Source organism: uncultured Enterovirga sp. (genome assembly GCF_964242715.1).
Classification (GTDB): domain Bacteria; phylum Pseudomonadota; class Alphaproteobacteria; order Rhizobiales; family Beijerinckiaceae; genus Enterovirga.
In genome coordinates, this window is sequence record NZ_CAXTAZ010000029.1 from 1 (window position 1) to 22,384 (window position 22,384).

At 67.7% G+C, this 22,384-nt stretch carries 16 protein-coding genes and 1 pseudogene; 12 read left to right on the forward strand and 5 right to left on the reverse strand.

Annotated elements, in window-relative coordinates:
• Positions 1 to 227 (forward strand): annotated as a pseudogene (locus ACFE87_RS14735) (hypothetical protein); the annotation flags it as partial.
• A 9-nt stretch (positions 228 to 236) separates the two neighbouring features.
• Here ACFE87_RS14735 and ACFE87_RS14740 read toward each other — a convergent pair.
• Positions 237 to 899: a hypothetical protein gene (locus ACFE87_RS14740; RefSeq protein ID WP_375460403.1), complete on the reverse strand. Its 663-nt coding sequence runs from the start codon at positions 897 to 899 to the stop codon at positions 237 to 239.
• Positions 900 to 938: 39 nt separating this feature from the next.
• Positions 939 to 1,505 carry a HutD family protein gene (locus ACFE87_RS14745; protein WP_375460404.1) on the reverse strand — a complete coding sequence of 189 codons (567 nt, stop codon included), beginning with the start codon at positions 1,503 to 1,505 and terminating at the stop codon, positions 939 to 941.
• A 66-nt stretch (positions 1,506 to 1,571) separates the two neighbouring features.
• Between ACFE87_RS14745 and ACFE87_RS14750 the strand changes: the two genes are divergently transcribed.
• The 3 genes from ACFE87_RS14750 (at position 1,572) to ACFE87_RS14760 (ending at position 6,306) form a co-directional block, all read left to right on the forward strand.
• Positions 1,572 to 2,426 carry a crotonase/enoyl-CoA hydratase family protein gene (locus ACFE87_RS14750; protein WP_375460405.1) on the forward strand — a complete coding sequence of 285 codons (855 nt, stop codon included), beginning with the start codon at positions 1,572 to 1,574 and terminating at the stop codon, positions 2,424 to 2,426.
• Positions 2,423 to 3,421 carry an NADPH:quinone oxidoreductase family protein gene (locus ACFE87_RS14755; protein WP_375460406.1) on the forward strand — a complete coding sequence of 333 codons (999 nt, stop codon included), beginning with the start codon at positions 2,423 to 2,425 and terminating at the stop codon, positions 3,419 to 3,421. Before ACFE87_RS14750 ends, ACFE87_RS14755 begins: the two co-directional genes overlap by 4 nt.
• Positions 3,422 to 3,528: 107 nt before the next feature.
• The gene (locus tag ACFE87_RS14760; RefSeq protein WP_375460407.1) at positions 3,529 to 6,306 is read left to right on the forward strand and encodes an EAL domain-containing protein; all 2,778 of its coding nucleotides are present in this window, start codon (positions 3,529 to 3,531) and stop codon (positions 6,304 to 6,306) included.
• Positions 6,307 to 6,392: 86 nt separating this feature from the next.
• Here ACFE87_RS14760 and ACFE87_RS14765 read toward each other — a convergent pair whose 3' ends face one another.
• The gene (locus ACFE87_RS14765) at positions 6,393 to 8,243 is read right to left on the reverse strand and encodes an ABC transporter ATP-binding protein (protein WP_375460408.1); all 1,851 of its coding nucleotides are present in this window, start codon (positions 8,241 to 8,243) and stop codon (positions 6,393 to 6,395) included.
• A gap of 281 nt (positions 8,244 to 8,524) precedes the next feature.
• Between ACFE87_RS14765 and ACFE87_RS14770 the strand changes: the two genes are divergently transcribed.
• The 7 genes from ACFE87_RS14770 (at position 8,525) to ACFE87_RS14800 (ending at position 20,145) form a co-directional block, all read left to right on the forward strand.
• Entirely contained in the window at positions 8,525 to 13,159 is a 4,635-nt protein-coding gene (locus ACFE87_RS14770) for an AAA family ATPase (protein ID WP_375460409.1), read from the forward strand.
• Positions 13,160 to 13,168: 9 nt separating this feature from the next.
• On the forward strand, positions 13,169 to 14,545 hold the full coding sequence (locus ACFE87_RS14775) for a hypothetical protein (protein WP_375460410.1): 1,377 nt from the start codon (positions 13,169 to 13,171) through the stop codon (positions 14,543 to 14,545).
• Entirely contained in the window at positions 14,542 to 15,378 is an 837-nt protein-coding gene (locus tag ACFE87_RS14780; protein ID WP_375460411.1) for a PP2C family serine/threonine-protein phosphatase, read from the forward strand. Before ACFE87_RS14775 ends, ACFE87_RS14780 begins: the two co-directional genes overlap by 4 nt.
• A gap of 151 nt (positions 15,379 to 15,529) precedes the next feature.
• Positions 15,530 to 17,008 carry a PrsW family intramembrane metalloprotease gene (locus ACFE87_RS14785; RefSeq protein ID WP_375460412.1) on the forward strand — a complete coding sequence of 493 codons (1,479 nt, stop codon included), beginning with the start codon at positions 15,530 to 15,532 and terminating at the stop codon, positions 17,006 to 17,008.
• An 84-nt stretch (positions 17,009 to 17,092) separates the two neighbouring features.
• On the forward strand, positions 17,093 to 17,431 hold the full coding sequence (locus ACFE87_RS14790; protein WP_375460413.1) for a hypothetical protein: 339 nt from the start codon (positions 17,093 to 17,095) through the stop codon (positions 17,429 to 17,431).
• A 97-nt stretch (positions 17,432 to 17,528) separates the two neighbouring features.
• Entirely contained in the window at positions 17,529 to 18,230 is a 702-nt protein-coding gene (locus ACFE87_RS14795; RefSeq protein ID WP_375460414.1) for a VWA domain-containing protein, read from the forward strand.
• A 7-nt stretch (positions 18,231 to 18,237) separates the two neighbouring features.
• Entirely contained in the window at positions 18,238 to 20,145 is a 1,908-nt protein-coding gene (locus ACFE87_RS14800) for a hypothetical protein (protein ID WP_375460415.1), read from the forward strand.
• 27 nt (positions 20,146 to 20,172) lie between these two features.
• Here ACFE87_RS14800 and ACFE87_RS14805 read toward each other — a convergent pair whose 3' ends face one another.
• On the reverse strand, positions 20,173 to 20,847 hold the full coding sequence (locus ACFE87_RS14805; RefSeq protein WP_375460416.1) for a hypothetical protein: 675 nt from the start codon (positions 20,845 to 20,847) through the stop codon (positions 20,173 to 20,175).
• Between the two features lie 174 nt (positions 20,848 to 21,021).
• Positions 21,022 to 21,573: a YbjN domain-containing protein gene (locus ACFE87_RS14810; RefSeq protein ID WP_375460417.1), complete on the reverse strand. Its 552-nt coding sequence runs from the start codon at positions 21,571 to 21,573 to the stop codon at positions 21,022 to 21,024.
• 218 nt (positions 21,574 to 21,791) lie between these two features.
• Between ACFE87_RS14810 and ACFE87_RS14815 the strand changes: the two genes are divergently transcribed.
• Positions 21,792 to 22,301 carry a hypothetical protein gene (locus ACFE87_RS14815; RefSeq protein WP_375460418.1) on the forward strand — a complete coding sequence of 170 codons (510 nt, stop codon included), beginning with the start codon at positions 21,792 to 21,794 and terminating at the stop codon, positions 22,299 to 22,301.
• Positions 22,302 to 22,384 lie beyond the last annotated feature (83 nt).

A 22,384-nucleotide genomic window follows, 5' to 3' on the forward strand; every position in this document is an offset into this window, starting at 1 on the left:
TCCGCCGCATCGACCGGCTGATGTCGATGTCGAACATGAAATACGACGCCATCGTGGGATCCGGCATCGAGGTCGGCGAGCGCGTCCCACTTCCCGCCGGCCTCGTCCCACCCGACGCGTCGGTGGAGATCGAGGCCAAGAAGGCCGCCGGCTATTACGATCCCGAGGGCGGGCTCGAGCCCGGGCAGCTCGGCGGCGTGAAGGGTCGAGGGCTCGAGCGCTACTAGGGCGCCCTTCTACAGATCGCTCCTCGCAAGGTCCCACATCAGCCGGTAGGTGCCTTGCGATACGGTTTCCGCATCCTGGCCGGCGGCCTCCGTGAAATGCTCGTCCGCGAGCGAGGTCACGGCCTCGACGCGCGTTCCCTCGATCAGGACATACCAATCCGCGGCTCCGGGATTCGGGGCATCGGGCTCGGTCAGCGAGACGGACAGGCCCGGATCGCTCTCGAGGAGGTGCATCGAGATGACGTCGTCGATCCGGCCGGGATCGAGTTGCGTCACAAGGCGCTCCCGCAGGGAGGGCTCCAAGCCCGATTGCGGGCGTAGACGGAGGATGGCGAGCGCGGCACCCCGGCCCTGGCCCCGGCTCGCCGTGATGCGGGCGACCGCCCGGCCCATGTTGCGGAACCGGGCAAGATTGGTCCGCGACCATTCGGTCTGGTTTGCGAGCGCGCGCCGGTAGGCTTCGCTCGACAGATCCTCGAACGCGGCCGTCGAGTAGAGGCCGAGATATTTCGGCCGTGCATCTTCGGCGACGTAGCGCCGGGCCTCGAGAAAGCCTGGGATCGCGACGCGCTCAGCGATATGCTCGCGGTCGTACCAGAGGTTGAGCTCGCGCTCGTGTTCCGGGTCGACGTCCATCGACGTCATCAGCATGCCCTGACCGGCGAGTGGCATCGGATCGTCCTTTCATCTGCGAAGGGGTAGGCTGTCGGCTCAGGCGAGCGACTCGATCTCGACGGTCACGATTGCGGCCGGACCGTCGATGGCCCGGATCTCGGCTGCCCCGACCTTCAGCAGCGTATCGCCCGGCTCTAGGCGTGTTCGTTTCAGGTCGACGGAACCATGGGCGCAGAACACCGCCGCAGCCGCGGCCCCTGTCCGGACGGCATGCCCGGCTGCAACCGCATGGGCCATGACACGTGCGCTGCGGCCGACGCGGTCGACGAACACGTTCAGGGCCCGGCTCGGGCTGCCCGTCATGACACAGCGCGTCGGCCGGTCGCCCGGGAAGCAGGTCGGCACGAGCAGGCAGCATCGGATCGCTGGGTCGTCGCCGAGGGAGAGGTCGACAGGACCGCCGGAGACGATCGTGAAGACCCGGTCGATGCCGGGCAGGTGCGAGAAGGGCGCGTCCTCAGTGAGGTCCGCGACGCTGACGAGCCAGTCGATTCCACCCGCCGGAAGGCTATGCCGGACGATATCCCGCGTGACGCCGCGGCCGTTCGGCCACGGCGTGGGCTTCAGCGCTGATGCGCGGATCACCTCGGGATCGTCGGCCATGCTTTCGCTCCTGCCCCGTGACGAGGCCGACGAAGTCGTGCTTTGGTCAAGAGGGGAGGGGTCTGCATGGGCGCACAGGAGATTGCAGCCGGCAGCGCGGATCGCGTGTCGATCGCCATCTCGGGCGGGATTGCCGATGTGCGGCTGAACCGGCCGGACAAGATGAATGCCCTCGACCCGGCGATGATGGCGGCGCTTCTCGCCGCCGCCGAGCGCCTCGGGGGCGAGCCCGGGCTTCGGGCCGTGGTGCTTTCGGGCGAAGGACGCGCCTTCTGCGCCGGCCTCGACATGGCGAGTTTCGCGGCTCTCGCGTCGGGCGAGGGCGGCGGCCTGGTCCCGGGCCGCCTCGCCGACCGGACGCATGGGCCGGCCAACATGTTCCAGCATCTGGCGCTCGGCTGGCGGGGCCTGCCCGTGCCGGTCATCGCGGCACTGCACGGAAGCGCGTTCGGCGGCGGCCTCCAGATCGCGCTCGGAGCCGACATCCGCTACGTGGCGCCGGATGCCAAGCTCTCCGTCATGGAGATCCGTTGGGGGATCGTGCCCGATATGGGCGGCACGCTTCTCCTGCGCGACCTCGTCCGGGCCGACGTCATGCGCGAGCTGACCTATGGCGGCCGGATCGTCTCCGGAGAGGAGGCCGTGACGCTCGGCCTCGCGACCCGGGTCTGTTCGGATCCTCGCGAGGAGGCTCTTGCGACCGGCCGCGTGATCGCCGCCCGCAACCCGGACGCGATCCGGGCGGCGAAGAGGCTCTTCAACCTCGCCGACGACGATCGGTCAGCCCGTATCCTCCTCGCGGAATCGTCCGAACAGGAGGCGATACTCGGCCGGCCGAACCAGATCGAGGCCGTGCGGGCCAACATGGAGCGCCGCACCGCCGTCTTCCGCGACCCCGACAATCTGACGAGGGATTCATGAAAGCGCTGCTCAGCCGGTCCTCCGGAGGACCGGAAACGCTGGTTCTGGACGAGGTCGCCGAGCCCCAACCCGGGCCCGGACAGGTGCGGATCGCCGTCCAGGCCGTCGGCGTCAATTACCCGGACGTCCTCATCATCGAGGACAAGTACCAGATGCGGCCGCCGCGACCGTTCTCGCCGGGCGCCGAGGCCGCGGGAATTGTCGACGCGGTGGGGGAGGGCGTCACGGGCTTCTCGATCGGGGACCGCGTCCTCGCCATGCCCGGCCATGGCGCCATGGCCGAGAAGGTCTTGGCCAAGGCCGAGCGCTGCGCGCGGCTCCCGGATGCGATGCCCTTCGACGAGGCCGCGGCCTTCCTGATGACCTATGGCACGTCGCATCACGCCCTCGCCGATCGCGGGCGGCTTCAGGCTGACGAGACGCTGCTCGTGCTCGGCGCCGCAGGCGGTGTCGGCCTCGCTGCCGTCGAGATCGGAGCCGCGCTGGGCGCGCGCGTGATCGCCGCGGTGTCATCCGAGGAGAAGCTGGCGCTCGCTCTGGGTCGCGGGGCATCGGAGGGCTTCGTCTATCCCCCAGGACCCTTCGACGCGGATGGAAAGAAGGCGCTGGCCGACGCCTTCAAGCGTGTCTGCGGGCCCGGCGGCGCCGATGTCATCTACGATCCGGTCGGCGGGGATTATGCTGAACCCGCCCTCCGGGCGATCGCCTGGCGGGGCCGCTTCCTCGTCGTCGGTTTTCCGGCCGGTATCCCGAAGCTGCCGCTCAACCTGACCTTGCTCAAGGGCTGTGACGTCGTCGGCGTGTTCTGGGGCGGCTTCGTCGAACGGGAGCCCGGCCGGCACGCGGCCTCGCTGGCGGAATTGTTCAGGCTCTATGCGGAGGCGCGGATCCGTCCCGAGATCTCGGCCCGCTTCCCGCTCGCCCGGGGCGGCGAGGCGATTGCGATGCTTGCCTCGCGGCAAGCCCGCGGCAAGCTCGTGGTCACGGTACCTTGATCGACGTTCCAAGCTAACGTTCACCGGTTTATTTACCACTCCCGTGCCAGATCGAAAGTTGTACCCGCGTAGCCGCCAGCCGGTCGCTGCCGGGAGTGGGATCAGGCATGGCGACGTCGGTCCGAGCGCGGCCGCTCATCTTCTACGTGCTCCTTCTCGCCGCGGCGATGACGGTGCCGCCACTCGTCCTCGCAGCCGTAACGACCACCCGATGGGTCACCGCCGAGCGGGCTCGGCTCCAGACCGCGACGCGCGAGACGACGGAGCGGGCCTTGTCGCATGTCGACAGGTTCCTGGCCGGAAAGGTTGCGATGCTGCAGGCATTGGCCACCTCGCCCGCCATCGAGGCGGCCGATTTCGAGCGCCTGGACGCGCAATCGCGCGAGTTGCTGGACCTCCAGGGCCTGAACATCGTGATGCGCAAGCCAGATGGGCAGCAGATCATCAACACGCGCGTGCCTTGGGGAACACCGCTCCCGCGGGTGCCGAACTACTCCGCCGACCAGGTTGTTCTCACCACCAACCGGCCGATGATCGCCGATCTGTATCGGGGCGTGATGGCGGGCGCCTGGCTCGCTCGAATCGTCGTACCCGTGAAATGCGGCGGCGAGACCTGCTACACGCTGACCGCCAGCTTGGGGCCTGCTGCGCTCTCCGCGATGCTGCGCGAGGCCGGAATCGCGGCTCCGTATTTTGGCTCGATAGCAGACCGAGACGGGCTCATCATCGCCCGCGCAAGCCATGACGAGGCCCGGGTCGGCACGGTCCTGCCCGGCTTTGCCCAGGCGCCTGGGCGCGAGGGGACATGGACCGGACGCAATCCCGAGGGCGTCCAGGTCTACGGCACGTACCGGCGATCCGATCTGTCCGGCTGGTTCTTTGCGGTCGGGGTGGATCAGGCTGTCCTGGACGCATCGCTCTACCGGTCGCTGTGGTGGCTCGGGTCACTCGCGCTGGGCCTTGGTCTGATCGCTGTCGCGGCATCGGTGTTCGTCGCCCGGCGAATCATCCTGTCCCATCGGCAGATCGCATCCGTCGCCGGGGCCTTGGGCAGCGGACAGCCGGTGGACGTCCCGCAAACGAGGCTCGTCGAGACGAACCTGATCGGACGAGCCCTCGCGGACGCCTCTACACGCCTGGCCGAGCAAGCCGAAGCGCTCATCCAGTCAAATCACGACCTCGAGCGGCGCGTGCAGGATCGGACCCGCGAGGTCTCAGACCAGGCGGGCCTGATCACGGCGACCCTCGACAACATGGACCAGGGCTTGATGCTGGTGGAAGCGGACGGAAGCGTTCCGATCTGCAATCAGCGCGCCCGGCAGTTGCTGGACCTGCCCGTCGAACTCATGGACACGCGGCCTCTGTTCACGGAGGTTCTCCGGTTCCAGATCGACAAGGATGATTTTCGAAAATCCGACGAGGCTCTGCGGCTATGGGTCCAGAGCGGGGGCCTCGAACGGACGCAGCATACCTACGAGCGGGAACGACCGAACGGAAAGGTACTCGAGATCCGCACCGTCCCTCTCGCCAATGGCGGTGCGGTCCGCACCTACACCGACGTCACCGCTCGCAAGGAGGCCGAACGCCTTTCGTATCACATGGCCCGGCACGATGCGCTGACGTCCCTGCCGAACCGTACGCTGCTTCGCGAGAGGCTCGTCGAGCAGTTCGCCAACATCGGGCGGCAGGGCGGCAGCTTCGCCGTGCTCAGCCTCGATCTCGACCGCTTCAAGAACGTGAACGACACGCTCGGGCACCAGGCCGGAGATGCGTTGCTGCGCCAGGTGGCCGGCCGGATCGCGTCCGCGCTTCGGTCGGAGGACGTCGTGGCGAGGCTCGGCGGCGACGAGTTCGCCGTCATCCAGATCGGGGGCGTGCAGCCGAATGCGGCCTCTGCGCTGGCCCATCGCCTCGTGGAAGACATTCGGCAGCCCTACGATCTCGACGGCCAGGTCGCATCCGTAGGGGTGAGTGTCGGGATCGCGGTGGCACCCGCGGACGGCCCGGGTGCCGACGACATTTTCAAGAGCGCCGACCTTGCTCTCTACCGGGCGAAGAGCGACGGCCGGAACACCGTACGGTTCTACGAAGCCGGGATGGACCTCGCCATCCAGGCGCGTCAGGCCCTCGAATTCGACCTCCGGCATGCGCTCGCGCGCGGCGAGTTCGAACTCCACTACCAGCCTCTCGTGGATGCCGGGGACCACACCATCACGGGGTTCGAAGCGCTGGTGCGATGGCGCCATCCCGCGCGCGGCCTCATCCCGCCCGGCGATTTCATTCCGCTGGCGGAGGATACGAGGCTCATCGTCCCGATCGGCGCCTGGGTGCTGCGGGAGGCCTGCCGCGAGGCCGCGACCTGGCCAGCCGACACGCGGGTGCTCGTGAACCTGTCGGCGATCCAGATCGAGGATCCGGGCCTCACGGCGCACGTACTCTCGGCGCTGGCCTTCTCCGGCCTCGACGCGAGACGGCTCCAGCTCGAAGTCACCGAAACGGTGCTGATGAACGAGAGCGAATCCGCCCTCCTGCCCCTTCAGGCGCTGCGCGGCGGCGGAATCAGCATCGTGCTCGACGATTTCGGAACCGGGTATTCCTCGCTGAGCTATCTTCAGAATTTCCCGCTCGACGGCGTCAAGATCGATCGGTCGTTCGTGCACAATCACCAAAACGCCACCACGGCCGCGATCTTCCAAGCCGTCGTGAATCTCGGCGCGGCGCTCGGGATTTCCGTGACGGCCGAGGGCGTGGAGACGGAGGAGCAACTCGACTTCGTCTGCAGGGCAGGTTGCCAGGAGATCCAGGGCTTCCTGTTCAGCCAGCCTGTCCCGGCAGCGGGCGTGCGGGGTCTGCTCCAGAAGCCGATGAGGGCCCGGGCGGCCTGAGCAACCCGCCAGCACCGGCAGCTTGGCCGCCTTTCGCAATCGCGGCGATCATAGAGCGACGCACAGGCCTGCCGGCAGCAAGGCTCTCAGCGGTAACCCGCCGCCTGCAACTCGAACAGCTCCGCGTAACGGCCGTTTCGCGCGACGAGCTCGTCGTGAGAGCCGGATTCGATCACCTCGCCACCCGAGAGGACCAGGATGCGGTCCGCGATCCGGACCGTCGAGAAGCGATGCGAGATCAGGATGGCGGTCCGGCCTTCGGCGAGATCGCCGAAACGCTTGAAGACCTCGAACTCGGCTCGCGCATCGAGGGCCGCGGTCGGTTCGTCGAGGATCAGGATCTCGGCCTGCCGCATATAGGCGCGGGCGATGGCGATCTTCTGCCATTCGCCGCCGGAGAGGTCGACGCCGTCGGCAAAGCGGCGGCCGAGCAGCTGATCGTAACCTGCGGGCCAGCGCGAGACGACGCCGTCGGCGAGGCTCCGCCGGGCGGCAGCCTCGATCCGGGTGCGGTTGTCCCGTTCCGAGATGCGGCCCACTGCGATATTGTCCGCCGCCGTGAAGTCGAAGCGCACGAAATCCTGGAAGATGACGCCGATGCGGCTCCGGACAGCTTCGAGGTCGTAGTCGCGGAGGTCCCGGCCATCGAGGAGGATGCGGCCCTCGCTCGGCTCGTAGAGCCTGGCCAGCAGTTTCACGATGGTCGTCTTGCCGGCCCCGTTCTCGCCCACGAGCGCCACGACCTCTCCGGCCCGGATCGTGAGGTTCAGGTGTCTGAGGGCCCATGTCGCCGATCCCGGATAGCGGAAGCCGACATCCTCGAACCGGAAGCCCTCGACCATGCGGAGAGGGAAGGGCGCGGGCTGCGCCGGTGAGCGGATCCGCGGCTCGACCTGAAAGAAGGAGAAGAGATCGTCGAGATGCTGCGCCTGCCCGGAGATTTGCGAGACCCCGAGAAGCAGGCCCTCGATCAGCCCCCGGAGGCGCAGGAACGAGCCGGCCAGGAAGGTGAGGTCGCCGATCGTGAACGCGCCCGCGACCGTGCGCCAGACGATGACCGCATAGGCCGCGTAATAGGCGACCGTCCCGAGCGCGGCGAAGAGCCCTCCCCAGGCCGCACGGTCGACGGCGAGGCTGCGGTTCTCGGCCACCATGCGGTCCGCGAGGGTGCGGAAACGCGAGGTGAGATAATCGTTCAGCCCGAAGAGCTTGATCTCCTTCGCGCTCTCCACCCCGGCCCCGAGATAGCGCAGGTAATCGACCTGCCTGCGCTCGGGGGTGCGCTGGTACGCGAGGCGGTAGCCGCGCCGGTTGAAATGCAGCTCGTTCAGGAAGGCCGGGATGAGCGCGAGGACGAGGAGCGCGATCAACCAGGGCAGATAGGCGACGAGCCCGATCGCGAGCGACACGACGGTCAGCGCATCCTGCGCCTGCCCGAGCACCTGCGAGATCAGGTTCGATCGCCAGGCGACCTGCCGGCGGGCGCGCTCGAGCCCGTCCTGGATCGCGCTGTCCTCGAACTGCTCGAGATCAAGGGTCGCCGCATGGCTCATCAGGCGGAGCGTGATGGCATTGCTCGACAGCTCCGCCAGCAGGCCGTCGACCAGCGTCGTCGAGCGGCCGAGGAGGTCGGACAGGATCGCGAGCGCGAGTTCGAGGGCGACCAGAAACCCGATCCGGCTCAGGTGGCCATCCCCGAACCATTCCGCCGGGCCGAGCGCGGCATGCGGGAGGGCGCGTTCCGCCACCACGGCGTCGAGGATCAGTTTCGCCACGTAGAGCATCACGACGGGCAGCAGCGCCCGGACAAGCCGGAGCACGATGCTGGCGACGGTGAGCGGCGGGCTCGCTGCCCAGACCAGCTTGAACAGCGCCGGCAGGTGCTGCAGGGCGCCGAGCCTGTCCCGGAGAGCGCGGCGAAGCCTGTCAGCCGACATCAGGACGGGGCGCCGAAATCCGGGTGATCATCGTCGCCCCGAATATGGGTGGCGGACCGCGGGAGGAAAGGCAGGCGACCGATAGGAGCCGTCACGTGACAGACGGCGAAACCCCGGCGCGGCGCGCGACATCGGGCCGAAACACATCCCGACCATGACCCACAGCATGAACCTGCGACCGCGCCACGGCCAAGCTTCTTTGCAGACTTGGCATCCGGGCCTAGACAGAGCGGCGGGCGCGGATGCGCTGCGCGGCCGCAGGTAGATCGAACAGCGACACCATGCGCAAAACCCTTCGGATCTTCATCTCCTCGCCCGGCGACGTGCAGGAGGAGCGGCTCAGGGCGCATCTCGTCGTCCAGAAGCTCGCCCGCGACTACCAGCGCTTCTTCCGGGTCGAGCCGTATCTCTGGGAATACGAGCCGATGCTGGCGTCCGGCCATTTCCAGGATGCGATCGAGCCGCCCAGTCGCTCGGACGTATTGGTGCTCGTCGTGTATTCGCGGCTCGGAACGCCGCTCCCGGAACGCACGGCGTCGCGCGAGTATCGCGGCATCGACGGCCGGACGCCGGTGACCGGCACGGAATGGGAGTTCGAGGAAGCGCTCGAAGCCAAACAGCTCCGCGGTGCGCCCGACCTCCTCGCCTATCGCAAGCTCGGCGACCCGCAGGCCTCGCTCGCCGACGCCGGGAAGCGCGCCGAACAGGAGCGGCAATGGGATGCCCTCGAGCGGTTCTGGGGGCGGCATTTCGAGGGCGGCGGACAGTTCATCTCGGGCTCGAAGAAGTTCAGGTCGCTCGAGGAATTCGACAAGATCCTGGAAGCCGACCTCGTCGCCATGATCGAAGCGAAGATCGCCGAAGGCCTGCGCAGCGACGCGGGCCTCGGCGAGGTGACGTGGCTGCACGGCAGTCCCTTCCAGGGGCTCGCCGCCTACGATTTCGACGACGCGCCGATCTTCTTCGGCCGCGACGCCCAGATTCGGGCGGCCTCGACCCGCCTTCAGGCAGCAGCCGCCGGTGGAACGGCCTTCCTGCTGGTCCTCGGCGCGAGCGGCTCCGGCAAGTCCTCGCTCGCCCGTGCGGGCCTGCTGCCGGCCCTCTTCACCGCAAAGGCGGTACCGGGCGTCGGAGCGTGGCGTCGGGTCGTGCTCCGGCCGGGCGAGAACGGGATGGATCCCGTTCGGAGCCTGGCGGAGGCACTCCTCGCCGGCGATGTCGGCCGCGACGAAGGCCTGCCGGAGCTTGCCGCAGGCGGCATGAGCGCTACCGATCTCGCTGGCCATCTCGAGACGATCGCCGACAACCCCGCCTACAGCTTCAGGCAGGCGCTCGCCGGGATCGCGGCCGAGGGCCGCGCGAAGCGGGGGCTCCTGCCACACGAGGAGGCTCGGCTCGTCATCCTCGTCGACCAGGTCGAGGAGCTGTTCACCCGCGAATTCGATCCGGCTCGACGCGCGCTCTTCGTGCGCATCCTCCTCGGCCTCGCGAGGTCCGGCGTGGCGTGGGTCGTTGCCACCATGCGGAACGATCTCTGGCATCGCGCCGCCGAGCTGCCGCAGCTTATCCAGCTGGTCGAATCCGGCGCCCGGCTGGATCTACCGGCTCCGGGCGGGGCGGAGATCATCGAGATCGTGCGGCGGCCGGCCGCCGCAGCCGGGATCGTATTCGAGAAGGATTCCGAGAGCGGCGTCGGGCTCGATGCGGTGATCTCGCAGGCCGCCTCCGAGGAGCCCGGTGCGCTGCCACTCCTCTCCGTGATGCTGCAGTCGCTCTACGAGCGGGACGTGGTCGATGCCGGCGGGCGCACTCTCACCTTCGAGGGCTACCGCGCCCTCGGCGAGCTCAAGGGCGCGGTCGCACAGCGAGCCGACGCGGCGTTGTCGGCCCTTCGGGCCCGCGATCCCGAAGCTGCCGCCGCGCTCCCGCGCATGCTCCGGGCCGTTGTTACGGCTTCGGACGACGGCACGGCAACCTCCCGCCCGGCGCGGCTCGACGCGTTTCCGGCCAGCGGGCCCGAGGCGCGCCTCGTGGACGCCTTCCTCGCCCAGGAGAACCGCCTGCTGGTCGCCTCGGAACGGGGCGGAGTCGCCGAGGTCCGGCTCGCGCACGAAGCGCTGCTCGAGAACTGGCCGGCGGCACGCGAGCAGGTGGCAACCGACCGGCGCGACCTCCAGACCCGGGCGCGGCTCGAGATCCTCCAGCGGCGATGGTCGGAGGCCGCAAGTCCGGCCGAGAAGAAGAGAACCCTGCTCGCCTCGCTCAACCTCGCCGAGGGCACCGACCTCGTCCGGCGCTGGGAAGTCCCGCGAAACGCGGGGCTCGGCGCCTATGTGGCGCAATCCGAGGCCGCCGAGCGCTGGCGGCGGCGCTCCTTCGCAGTTGCCGCCTCGATCCTGGTCCTGATCTTCGCCGGCATCGCGGCGGTGGCGAGCCTTCAATGGCGGCGGGCCGAGGAGCAGAGCGTCGTCGCGCGAGCGGCCGAGGCCACGGAGCGCGAGGCCCGAGGCGCCGCCGATCAGGCGCGGCGCGATGCCGAGCGCGAGCGCGACCGCGCCGACGGCGAGAAGGCGAGGGCGCTCGCCGCTCTTCGGGAAGCAAAGCGCGGAACGGCCAGGACGCTTTCAGTCCAGGCCGACCTCGCCGCCGACCGAAGCGAGTTCCATCGCGCTCTCTCCATTGCCGCAACGGCAGGCGAGACCGAGAACGACGTGCTCGACCCAGGTGAACGGAGTGCCAGCCACCCGGCCCTCCTGAAGGCGCTCGCCGATTATCGCGAGGTGCTGCATATCGACCGGCCGAAGGGCGGCGGACACACCCTGCCGCATGATTTTCTCGGCAACGACACCCTCGTCTACGCGGATATGAGGGCCGGGATCGTGCTGGCGGACCTCCCGTCGGGGAACGTCCGTCCCATCATGAAGCTTCCCGAGGACGTGCTGCCGCTGCACCTGCGGGGCGTGCCCTCGGCGGGCCTCATCGTTATGTCGAGCGTGAAGAACGTCTTCATCGTCGAGGCGGCGACCGGAAGCCTGCGCGCCAAGATCGGCTTCGAGGAACGCATCACAGGGCTCGACATCGACGAGGCGAGCCGGACCGTCGTGATCGGGACCGGCAATGCGATCAGCTTCATCGACCTCGATGCGCCGGTTCAGACTGCGCTCATACGGTATCCGGCGCCCCGCGACGGCTATCTGGTCGGCCAGGTCCGCTTCCGGGGAAGTCGCAAGGTCCTGGCCGGCTACGGCGCCGAGATCCGGGAGTTCGACCGCGACGCGACAGCCTTCGGCCAGCCGCTCGACATTCATCTCGCCGCCGAGAAGGCCGGGATCGACCGAAACCTCGCCGACATGATCGCGGCGCAGGGCCTGCTCGTCCTGGTCGAGATGAACCCCGACCCGGCGCGCGACAGGGTTCTGTACCACTCGACCTTGCACCTGCAATCGGTGAAGTCGGATGGTCGTCGCTTCGACTATCCTCGCGACACCCTGGATTCGGTGCTCGGGCTCGCCTTCACGGGCGCCGACCGGAGCGGGGACGTGCTCTCGATCATGGGCCGGCGCGTTGAGACCGGCATCGACCTGCGCATCGCGTATATTTCCGAGGAGGCGAAGCCGCTCGTCCTGGACACGTTCCGGATTTCGGCCGCCGACCTCAACAACGAGCAGCTGCAGAGCTGCAAGCTGTCCCGCGACACGCTCTTCCTCGTCTGCACCTATAACGGCAAGAATAGCCAGGGCATCTTCGTCTGGCACGTCGTCGGCGGCAAGCATCGCGCCGCCCGACTGGTGAAGGCCGCCGGCAACCAGGTTTCGGCTGCGTCGCTGCCCGGATCGATGCCGCGCCTCCTGTTCGGAAGCAAGGCTGGGATGTCGGTCTTGCCGGGGGACTCGCGGGTCGATGGGGCAGTCTGGGGGGAGGACTGGCGTCTGGGCGAGCCCGATGGCGCCTACGTGCCGGCAACGGGTGGTGGTAAGGTGCAGGTCTTCCGCGCCGATGCTGACGGTTCCGTCGTGCCGGTCCTGCCGCCGACCGATGGCGCCTCGATCGTCCTTCGCGGTGCGGCAGACCGTGCGGTCGTCGCGACCTCGGATCGTGCCGCCCTCTTCGACCTGAAGACGGGCCGGCCGCTCTGGTCGGTTCCAGGTCTTGCCGGCCTCCGGGCCGTCGGCCTCGATCCCGAAGGCTTGCGCGTCGTCGCCGTGACCGGCGACCAAGTCTTCACCTTCGACGCTCGCACCGGCCGGATTGCGGGCTCGCATCCGATCGTCGCCTCCGCGGAGGCGCCGGTCGCGATCGACCGGTCTGCCCGTCACGTGGCGTTCGTCGGGCCGGATGGTCCGCAACGTCTCGACGTGGAATCCGGGGCGGTTCGGCCGCTGCGGCCAGGTCAGAAGGGCAACGTCGTCCAGATCGCCTTCGGTCTCGACGCCGACCGCATCCTCCTCGCGCTCCAGGATGGAGGGCTGCTGGCGGTCACCGCGAAGGGCGAGCAGGTCTGGACGGTCTCCCCGCCCTCCGACGAGACCTTCGAAGCCACGGCTCTGCCGGGCCAGAAGCCCCGGGGAACGATCCTGCAGCTCGCTGTCTCACGGGGGCAGCGCGTCGCGATCGTTCGGCAGGACATGCTCGCCGTCGACCTGCACGATCTTGCGAGCGGTCAATTCCTGACCCAGCTCACGCCGCCCTGGATGGCGGGCGTGCCGGGCCATGTCGCCTTCGACCCCGAAGACCGCATCGTCACGGCCTGGTCCCTGCACCCGCTGATTCGAGAGAAGTCGAGCGCCGCATCGCTCCATGCCCTTCCGCTCTCGCGTGAGGAGGCGCTGAAGGCGGTCGAGGTCGCGCTCGCGAAGAGCGTGCCGCGCCTGCCCGACGGGTCGCCCCGCACCTCCGACCAACCGAGATCGAACTAGGAGGCCAGGATGCTCCGCCTCTGGGGGTCGAAACCGAACGAGCTTGCGCTCGGCCAGGAATTCAAGCTGCGCAATGCCGGGGCGGCCGGCATCGTCGGCAGGAAGCTCGGCGAGGGAGGGCAGGGCGCGGTCTACATGTGCGACGTGGGCGGCCGGCAGCTCGCGCTGAAATGGTATCACCCTCACGTCGTCGAGATCGATCGGACCCTCCGCTCCCGGATCGAGCGCCTGATCTCGGAGGAGCCGCCGGACAAGCGCTTCCTGTTTCCGATCGACCTCGCCACGATCAACGGACGGGACGAGTTCGGCTACGTGATGCCGGTGGTCAGCGAGGACCGGCGGCCCTTCAGCGATATCCGCTCGCCGCCTCCGAATCGGCTCGTTCTCTCCCTCGAGACCTGGGCGACCGTCTGCTACGAGATCGCCGAGTCCTTCCAGAACCTGCACACGCGCGGGCTCTGCTACCAGGACATCAATTTCGGCGGCTTCTTCATCGATCCCATCCGCGGGGGGGTCCTGATCTGCGATCCGGACAACATCACGGCGGAGGGGCTGCTCGGGGGCGTGCTGGGCGCCCCCGGCTTCATGGCGCCGGAGATCGTGCGGGGCGAAGCGATCCCGTCCTCCCGGACCGACCTCCATTCCATGGCTGTCGTGTTCTTCTACGCGCTGTTCCAGTGGCATCCGCTGCACGGAAGGCGCGAAGCCGCGCTCGAGACCCGGACGCTGGATACGCTCGCGGCCTTCTATCGGAGCGAGCCTCCGTTCATGTTCGACCCTGGCGACGGGTCGAACAGACCGCCGGGCGGCGATCCTTTTTTCGACTGGCTGACGGCGCGCTGGACGGCGATGCCGGCGAGCCTGCGCGACCTCTTCCTGCGCACCTTCACCAAGGGTCTTCGCAATCCGGACGAGCGTGTCGTCGAACTGGAATGGCGTGCCGCCATGGCCCGGCTCCGGGACGCCGTGACCCGCTGCCCGGCTTGCGCCTTCGAGGTCCCGCTCGAGCCCGCGCCCGCCGGCACGCCGCAACCGCAATGCCCCGCCTGTCAGGCCACCGTGCCGCGTCCCGTTCGGATGACGCTCGGCCGATATCTCGTGCCGATGCTGCCGACCCGGCAGCTCTATGCCCATCATGTGGACGGCACGGCCGCGATCACGCTCCGGGACTCGGTCGCGAGCGTCGACGTTCATCCGAGCGACGAGACCATCGTCGGGCTTCGCAACCTGACTCCGTCGGCCTGGCAGGGAAGGACGGGGGACGGCAAGCCGATCGTGATCGTGCCGGGCCGCACGATCCGCATTCTCGATGGGCTCGGCATCGATTTCGGCCGCAGAGAAGGCCTCGTCGCCGGTGCCGATCAGGTCGCGAAGACGGCCGCATGACCGTGGACGGCCCTGTAGGCGGCATCAGCGTGCGGGGCTCCTCGCATGCGCGGTCCGACATGCCCAACCAGGACGCCGTCGGCCATGCGCGCGAAGGCGCATGGACCTTTCTCGCGGTCGCCGACGGCCACGGCTCCTCGCGTCACTACCGAAGTGATCGTGGCGCTACGTTCGCCGTCGAGACCGTGCTGACGCTTCTCGGGGACCTCGCTCGGCGCAGCACTCCGGGCGAAATCGGACGCGCCCTACCGACCCTGGCCCAGGACCTTGTCGCCGGCTGGCGCGAACGCGTCGAGGCGGACATCCGGCTCTCGCCTCTGCGCGAGCGCCCCGGTTTCGAAAGCCATGTCGTCTACGGAGCGACCTGCCTGGCGGCCGCGATCGGTCCCGACGCCGCCCTCTTCATCCAGATCGGGGACGGCGACGTCCTTGCGGCGCCGGCCGACGGGGAGGTCGATCGCGCTATCCCTCTCGACCCGCATCTCATCGGACCGGGAACCTATTCCCTGTGCCAGCCGGACGCGATCGACCGGGTCCACCTGCGCCTCTTCGCGCCGCCGCACCCCTGGAGCCGGCCGGACTTCGTCATGGTCTCGACCGACGGGCTGTCGAAATCCTATCCCGAGGACGCGCAATTCCTGGCCGTCGTTCGCCATGTGCGTGCGTCGCTCCGTACGACGCAACTACCCGCCCTGCTTCGCCAGCTCGAGCCCTGGCTCGCCGAAGTATCGGGTCGCGGCTCTCGCGACGATGCCACGATCGCGGTGTTCGCGGCGCCGGACGTCGGTGAATCCACTAATCGCGAGAGGAACAGGGTTAAAATGCAGTTTTGACGATCGGGAATGCTTGTCAGTAAGCTTGGCCTTATGGCACGTCATTGATCTCGGCGAGTGTGCGGTTCGCCGAGGACGTCATGAGTGTCGATCCGGCTTTCAACCTTTAATCCATGCGGTCGCAGTGGACCGTTCTTCGCAAGGACAAAAGATGGCCGAGATGCCCCCGCTTCCACAGCAGCCCTATCGAGACGACGCGCTATCGAGATCGGAACTGATGCCGTTCCGCTCGAAGAAGATCAGCATGCTGAAGAGCCGGGCTCTGATCCCGCTCGCCGCGACCGCTCTGACCTGCGTGCTTCTTTTCTCGATCATGGGATCGATGAAATCGGGCGAAGACGTCATGATGTACATGAAGGTGCTTGCCACCTTCCTGGTCTTTGCCATGTTCGCCGGCCTGTATTTTTACATGGGCGAACGCAAGAACATGCTGTGGTATCTCGTGCCGGCCGCCATCACGGCGATCCAGCTCTGGTTCCTGCTGAAGCCCTATTTCTATGTGTTCCGGACGCTGCTGCCCGGCGACATCGCCGCCACGGGCTTCGTGTCGGCCTTCATCGGCATGTTCTTCGGGGCAGGGTTGATGGAGGAGCTGCTGAAGGCGGTGCCGGCGCTGATCGGGCTCGCGATCGCGCTCCACCTTCGCCAATCCGGACAGCCCGGCAACCCCGTCATGCGCAACCTTGCGCTGGACGGCCCGGTCGACGGAATTCTCGTGGGTGCCGCGGCTGGCGCAGCCTTCATCCTGATCGAGACCTTGCAGCAATATGTCCCGAACACCATCGGGGAAGTCATGAAGAACACGAAGGGCGATCAGGGGCTTTCGCTCCTGCTCGGCATGATGCTTCTTCTGCCGCGTGTTCTGAACGGTATCATCGGGCACATGGCCTGGGCTGGCATCTTCGGCTACTTCATCGGTCTCGCCGTCAGTCATCCGAAAGCCATCTGGAAGCTCCTGCTGATCGGCTGGCTCCTGCCGTCCGTGCTGCACGGCTTCTGGAATTCGTCGTCGCATCTCCTTGGAGGCGCCGGCACCTACGTGTCGGGCGCGATCTCGCTCTTCTTCTTCATCGCCTGCGTGCTCAAGGCGAAGCAGCTCGAGGTCTCGCGGCTCGGCGGGCCGATCGACGGCCATTCCATCCTGGCGGTCTCGCCGCCGGCTTCCGCCTATCCGGCGGCGCCTGCAGGCGTGGTGCCCCCGGCGGCACCCGGTGTCGCCGGCATGTTCACCGGGATTGCGACGGCGGTGGAAAAGGCCGTGGGCTTCACGGCCCGCACCACCGTTCCGAATCCCGGAGCGGTTCCGGGAGCGGGCGACGCGGCGGTGGGCGCCGTGCCGGCGAGCGGGCTGTCGATCGGAACCGGAACGGCGCGCTACGTGCTCGCGCCGAACCAGACGATCGACTTCTCGTCGCTCTTCTCCGATGCCGGCGTTCCGGCCGGAACGGCTGGCCTGATCACGTCCGGCCCCGCCAACGCGCTCGAGATCAGGAATACCGGGACGGCGACCTGGGTCGCGACAAGTGCGGCCGGTCTGACGACCTCGATCCCGCCCGGAAGCAGCGTGCCGGCGGCCGGCGGGACCACGCTGATGCTGGGTGGTGCAACGATCGACATCCAGTCCTTCTGAACCGGCGGCGCCGGCTTCGGCCGGCGCCGTTCCACGCCCTGGCGGGCCAGTGTTTCGGCGCGACATCCATTGGAGGAGAGACAGGTGGCCGAACCTCCGCTCCCGCCTCAGGCAGCCCTGCCCGATGCCCTGACGCGCTCCGAACTCCTGCCGCTCGGTTCGACCCGCATCAACATCCTGCGGAGCCGGGCTCTCATCCCCTTCGTGCTGACGGGGACGACCTGCGTCGCGCTCTTCTACTCGCTGCTCCACGGCAGGGGCGCCAACGCCGGCATCTACATGAACGTCTCTGCCACCTTCATGGTGCTCATGACCATCATGGGGCTCTCTCTCTATTCCGGCGAGCGCAAAAACGTCTACCGTCGGATGGCGCCGACGCGACCGTGGCGCCGGGCGGTGCGGTCCGGCCCTGTGACGGCATGAAGCTCGTCCTTGGCGCGCCACGATATTCGTCCATGCATACTGAGCGGGCGCGCACGGGATGCTGCTCCCTCTCGACGATGCGGCAGCGGCGAGCGACATGACTGACCTGTCATACGGGTGCGACGTCCACCGTGAACGTACCGCGCTTCACGTGGTCTTCGTCGTCGACGTCTCGGGCTCGATGTCGGGCGAACGCATGGGTTCGCTCAACTGGGCCGCAAAGGCCGCCATTCCGGCCATGCGAGATGTCGCCATCGAGCATTCCGGGGTCGAAGTTCTGGTCCGCGTCTGTTGTTTCAGCGATGAGGTGGTTTGGCCGGTCGCATCCCCGGTTCCGGTCGAAAGCTTCGTCTGGGCTAATCTGACGGCCGGCGGGGAAAGCCGGATGGGCGCCGCGCTCGAGGCGGTCGCGGCAGCCCTAGCCGCTCCAGAGATGCAGGGCCCCAACAACCTGCCGGCCGTGGTCGTGCTCTTGTCGGACGGGATGCCGAGCGACGACGTGCGCGCCGGCATCACCGCACTCGATGCCTCGGACAGGGGGCGTCAAGCGATCCGCATTCCGATCGCGATCGGCTCCGATGCCGATCTCGAGACGCTCCAGGCCTTTATCGGCCATCCGGAGCTGCGGCCGCTCCGCGCCAACAACGCCGAAACCCTCGTCAGGAGGATGCGATGGGCGGCGACCTCGCCGCTCGTGGCCTCGACCCGGTCCGCCACCCTGTCGCCCGGCGCGGATCCTCTCCGGCCGGAGCCGGACCGTTCACCCGAGAGCGAGGCCGAGGGCGGGCTCGTATGGTAGCGATCGCATGAGCATAGATGGCAGACGCGACCACGTCGTCGTGCTCGGAGACAGCCGGTTCGCGACAAGCCTCGCCGCGCAGCAATCCGCCTCTTCCGAACTGGTCCATGCCGGCGTGGAGTCGATGCCAGGTTCGGCCGATGGGCCCGTGCAGGAAGTGACGCTTCTGCGCGATCCCGATGCGCTCTTGCATGCCGTTGGGGCCCGGAACGCACGTCTGGTGGTCGTAGACCTGGCCGACGATGCCGCGACCCTCGCCGTCGTTGCCGCGCTCGCCGTGTCCTCGGACGGACGAGCCGGACCTGAGATCGTTGCCCATATGCGCGATCCCTCCTTTCGCCGGATCGTGGACGACAATTTGCAGGCGAAGAGATTGTCCCCCCGTCCGCGGATCGTCAGCACGGCGGCCCTCGCGGCGTCGGCTGCGATCGCGACGGCCCGGCCTTGGGCTCTGGCCGAGGAGCGCGGGCAGGACCGCGTCCATGCCGTCCTGCTCGGCTTCACCTCTCTGGGGCGGGAATGTTTGGAGGAACTGATCCTGGCTGGTATCGTCGGCAGTCTCGGCAAGCCGCGGGTCACGATCATCGATGCCGATCCGCTCGCCGTGCGTCGGATCCTCGATCGCGACATGCCGGAAATCGAGGTCTCCGCCGATCTCGACGTTGCGTCCTACGATCCGCTCACGCTGACGGGACCGACCGGACCTCTTGCGGTAGCCGCCGGCGCGGCGCCCGTGACCCTCATCGTCATCGCGCTGGCGGATCCCGCCTCCGCGATGACGTCGATGATTTCGATCTCCCGCATGCAGGAGTGGGAGGGGCAGGCGGTCGCGGCCGCTCTCGTCGTCACCGAGGGCCAACGCGCGGTTCTCGACCTCGTCAGGCCGAAGGGCCGCCCCCGCGACCGCGGACGAAGCTGGACCGTCCTTGGCGGGATCGATGAGGACCCTGACGTGCTCGATCTCGTCACGCGCCGGGCGGATAGTCTCGCCGAAAAGATGCACGACAAATATTGCGAAGCCTTCCCGGGCGACGGCCCGGCATGTCAGCCTTGGTCGCGGTTGCCGGAGACGTACCGCAAGGCGAACCGAAGCGCGGCGACCCACCTTCCGGTCAAGCTCTGGTCACTCGGACTGCGCGAGACGGGTGAATCCTCCAACCCCTTCGCGGTCGATCCGCACACCTACGAGAACGTCATCAGGCCGATCGCCACCGGCAGATCCGAAGACGCCCTGCTGCGACGCCTCTCGCGCCTGGAACACGACCGCTGGTGCGCCGAGCGCCGGCTGGACGGGTGGCGCTTCGGGGAGGTGCGGGACAACGAGCGTCGCATCCACGACAAGCTGATCCCGTTCGACGACCCGCGTTTCACCGACGTCGACATCGAAAAGGACGCCGACCAGGTCCGGTTCCTGTTCGGCAACGTCGTCGTCGCAGCCCCGGACGGCGCCGTCACGCCGCTCGTCATCGGCGTGGTCGCGAGCCCGGAGACGTCCGGCGGGATCGCCGTTCCGGCTGCCGTTAGTCTGTGCCGCAAGGAGCCGTGGCGCCCGATCGTCGTCCTGTCGGCTCTGCTCGATCCGATCGAGTGCAGCCTCGCACGGGATCTCGCGGCGGAGCTGGACGGCGCGGACCTCTCATGGCGGTTGCTCGTGCCGGAAATTTCGCTGGACAACAGGGAGATTCGATCCATTGCCTCGGCGGAGGACAAGGCCGTTCTCGCGTCGCTCCTGGACCGCCCGACCACGCGCTTCGCCTCGATCGGCGGGATCGTCGCTCCAGCGGACCTTTGGGCCGATCCGAGCGCGCCCGATCCGCATGCCGAGAGGATCTCGGCCTATATCACCACACGCGCCTCGGCCGTCATCGTGGGCATGGATCCTGTCGTCGCTTCGGCTGCAGATACCGCGGGTTGAGCGGCTGACCGGGCATCTTGCCGAGGCTCAGGCCGGGCGCGAACCCAAGCCCGCCTCGATCAGCGTTGCGAACGCGCTCGCCTCCAGGCGGGACACGATCGGTTGCGCAAGATCACCGGCGACGAAGCCGGAGAGGACTTGCGCGTCCTCGGGCCGGCGCGGATCGATCCAGATCACGCGCATTCCGCATCGTGTCCCTTCCTCGATGACGTGGGCTGTGCCGCCCGGCCCTTCGGCAGGTCCGCCGTCCCAGACGGCGACCAGCAGGTCGATCTGCCTCACAAGTCGGGAGGCGAGGGCGGAGTATTGCTGGCTCCGCGCGACGTCCTCGTTGACATCGTCAGAGCCCACGATCGGCAATTCCGTCACCGACGTCGCCCGTCCGAGCAGCGTCCGGAAGTCGTCGAGCGACGCGCTCGCCGTCTCGCCCTCGGCGAGAAAATCTCTCTCGTAATCCCGGCGCGGCGTCGGCAGAAGCGCTGCGAGGCGCCAGCTCGGGGGAGCGGCCTCGACCGCCATGCGGTCTACTCCTTCCGCGAGCGCGCTCACGATCTCGATGTCGCGCCTCGTTTGGCCGGGACCCGATTGCGCGAGGGCTCGATCGAGGAGCGAAAACGTCCGGGACAGCGCGAGCCGCACGGCCCGACGCGTTGCCTCCGGGAGCTTGTTGAGACGGTGCCCCGTGATGCCGATGCGGATCACCGATCGGCGCTCGAAAGCGTGAGCTTGGGCGTCGATAGAAGCCATCTCCTGCCAAGACCCGCTGGTCCTAGCCCCGCGCTGCGTTGCCACACGAAAGCGGCCTCCCGGGGGCAATCGGGAGGCCGCTCGGAACATGTCTGCCGAAGAGCCCGATGCTCGGGCCCGTCTACCCGTTCAGGAGGGACGGAATTCCGACAAATATTTGAGGGAGGCGCCGAATAACGCACCCGTCTGCGTGATGAACGCGGGGCTCACGCCGCCCCCCATATGCATGTCCATGCTGAGGACGAGTGATCCCTCCTTGTCGAGGAATACGCGGCTGAAGCGGCTGTCGCGGTTGAACGCGTTCAGGAAGTTGCCGTCGACGGAATCTGAGGCCTGGAAGAAAGCGTAGAAAGCGATGCTTGAACAATTGCTGCCCTGGCATCCCACGAACAGCCCAACGACCTTGAAGCCGGCGAGTTCGCCGCGGAAGGCTTTCCCGCCGCCATCGATCGTCACGAGTTCGCCCTTCTGAAGCCCGCCCTGCTGCAGCAGGCGCAGTCCCTGTTCGGGCGTGATGCCCGTGACCAGCCCGCTGGTTGCGCCGCCTCCGGTTGGGCTGCCGCCCTGTGTCGGCTGGCCGATGACCGGGCGATCCAGCCGGATACCTTGTGCCTGGGCTCCCGCCGTAACGGAAATGGCAAGTCCTAGACCTGCCAAAGCTGAAACCACGCGTGACATCATGTGACGGTTCCTCGCCAGATCACAAATTCAGCGCCGGATGCGCGCGCTACACTTCTCCCGATCATCATCGCGACGCAAGACCCCTGGGCCGAAGGTTCTCCGAGGCGTCGACGCGTGATACAGAATTCCTTACCGGGGCCATTGAAACGCCCAATTGCGCCGTATAGCTAGGCTCCGTTCAGAGGGCGAACTCTACTCTGATCAGAGGGCTGACCTCCATGAGCAAGTTTTGCACAGTTATTCTGGCTGTTGTTGCGGCGATGACCTTATCCAACGCAAGCACCGCGCAGACTTCGAGCGATCTTTCGTCGACGGCCACCGTCAACAGTCTGTCCGCCCATTCGTTCGCGCTGTCCGGCTCATCGAAGAACGCAATCAAGCTGAACGCTGCGTCCACCGAGAGCGACATCTTCGCGAATGCGATGAGGAGCACGCCCGATGCCACCTCGGCGGCGCTGAAGGGCGCCGGGCTGACCGCCGGTTCCATGAACGGCAAGCTCGCGACGGCGTCGGCTGTTCCGGCATCCGGCGACAACCTGTTCAGTAACGCGCTTCCCGCAGGGTCCGGTGTCTCGAACGCGCTGAAGGCGGGCAATTCCGGCTCGACGGCCGACAATGCCGGGGGCATGAACGCCTTCGTAGCGGTTGGCCTTCAGGCGCCTGCAAATCTCGGCAACGCGCTCGGCGGCAGCAAGGGTGAACTCACCAACCAGCGCCTCGGAAAGTAGTCCGCAACTCTCGAGCTAAGTGATCCGACGCAGCCCGATGTTGCGCCGCCAAGCATTGCAGTCTTGACCAAGCCTTCCTGATC

Coding starts and splice junctions, on each gene's coding strand:
- ACFE87_RS14740 (WP_375460403.1), bottom strand. CDS start 899: ATGCCACTCGCCGGTCAGGGCATGCTGATGACGTCGATGGACGTCGAC.
- ACFE87_RS14745 (WP_375460404.1), bottom strand. CDS start 1,505: ATGGCCGACGATCCCGAGGTGATCCGCGCATCAGCGCTGAAGCCCACG.
- ACFE87_RS14750 (WP_375460405.1), top strand. CDS start 1,572: ATGGGCGCACAGGAGATTGCAGCCGGCAGCGCGGATCGCGTGTCGATC.
- ACFE87_RS14755 (WP_375460406.1), top strand. CDS start 2,423: ATGAAAGCGCTGCTCAGCCGGTCCTCCGGAGGACCGGAAACGCTGGTT.
- ACFE87_RS14760 (WP_375460407.1), top strand. CDS start 3,529: ATGGCGACGTCGGTCCGAGCGCGGCCGCTCATCTTCTACGTGCTCCTT.
- ACFE87_RS14765 (WP_375460408.1), bottom strand. CDS start 8,243: ATGTCGGCTGACAGGCTTCGCCGCGCTCTCCGGGACAGGCTCGGCGCC.
- ACFE87_RS14770 (WP_375460409.1), top strand. CDS start 8,525: ATGCGCAAAACCCTTCGGATCTTCATCTCCTCGCCCGGCGACGTGCAG.
- ACFE87_RS14775 (WP_375460410.1), top strand. CDS start 13,169: ATGCTCCGCCTCTGGGGGTCGAAACCGAACGAGCTTGCGCTCGGCCAG.
- ACFE87_RS14780 (WP_375460411.1), top strand. CDS start 14,542: ATGACCGTGGACGGCCCTGTAGGCGGCATCAGCGTGCGGGGCTCCTCG.
- ACFE87_RS14785 (WP_375460412.1), top strand. CDS start 15,530: ATGGCCGAGATGCCCCCGCTTCCACAGCAGCCCTATCGAGACGACGCG.
- ACFE87_RS14795 (WP_375460414.1), top strand. CDS start 17,529: ATGACTGACCTGTCATACGGGTGCGACGTCCACCGTGAACGTACCGCG.
- ACFE87_RS14800 (WP_375460415.1), top strand. CDS start 18,238: ATGAGCATAGATGGCAGACGCGACCACGTCGTCGTGCTCGGAGACAGC.
- ACFE87_RS14810 (WP_375460417.1), bottom strand. CDS start 21,573: ATGATGTCACGCGTGGTTTCAGCTTTGGCAGGTCTAGGACTTGCCATT.
- ACFE87_RS14815 (WP_375460418.1), top strand. CDS start 21,792: ATGAGCAAGTTTTGCACAGTTATTCTGGCTGTTGTTGCGGCGATGACC.